The 791-nt window shown below is 46.9% G+C and carries 1 protein-coding gene; it reads left to right on the plus strand.

What is annotated here, in order from left to right:
- On the plus strand, window positions 1–791 hold a 791-nt coding region (locus C7391_RS08175; RefSeq protein WP_166627325.1), incomplete at both ends, for an InlB B-repeat-containing protein.

Raw genomic sequence — 791 nt, forward strand, 5'->3', positions numbered from 1 at the left:
AAAGCAAACGGCGGTACGGGAATCGATTATACGGTGTCTGTCATTCCGGGAGATGAACACATAATCGTTACGAACGGAACGGCCAATATGTCAAAATACGGATTCGTGTTTGAAAACTGGACGGAAAATGCGGACGGATCAGGAACGGTTTACACAGCAGGCGAAAACGTAACACTGACAGATAACATGACGGTGTACGCGAAATGGAAACATGATGAGACGACGTATTATAACGTGACGTACAAAACAAACGGCGGAACGGGAACCGATTACACGGTGTCTGTCATTCCGGGAGATGAACACACAATCGTTACGAACGGAACGGCCAATATGTCAAAGTACGGATTCGTGTTTGAAAACTGGACGGAAAATGCAGACGGGTCAGGAACGGTTTACACAGCAGGCGAAACCGTAACGCCGACAGATAACATGACGGTGTACGCGAAATGGAAACATGATGATACAACGTATTATAACGTGACGTACAAAGCAAACAGCGGAACGGGAACCGATTACACCGTCTCTGTCATTCCGGGAGACGAACACACAATCGTTACGAACGGAACAGCTAATATGTCAAAGTACGGATTCGTGTTTGAAAACTGGACGGAAAATGCGGACGGATCAGGAACGGGTTACACAGCAGGCGAAAACGTAACACTGACAGATAACATGACGGTGTACGCGAAATGGAAACATGATGAGACGACGTATTATAACGTGACGTACAAAACAAACGGCGGAACGGGAACCGATTACACGGTGTCTGTCATTCCGGGAGATGAACACAA

The organism is Methanimicrococcus blatticola (assembly GCF_004363215.1).
Lineage (GTDB): Archaea > Halobacteriota > Methanosarcinia > Methanosarcinales > Methanosarcinaceae > Methanimicrococcus > Methanimicrococcus blatticola.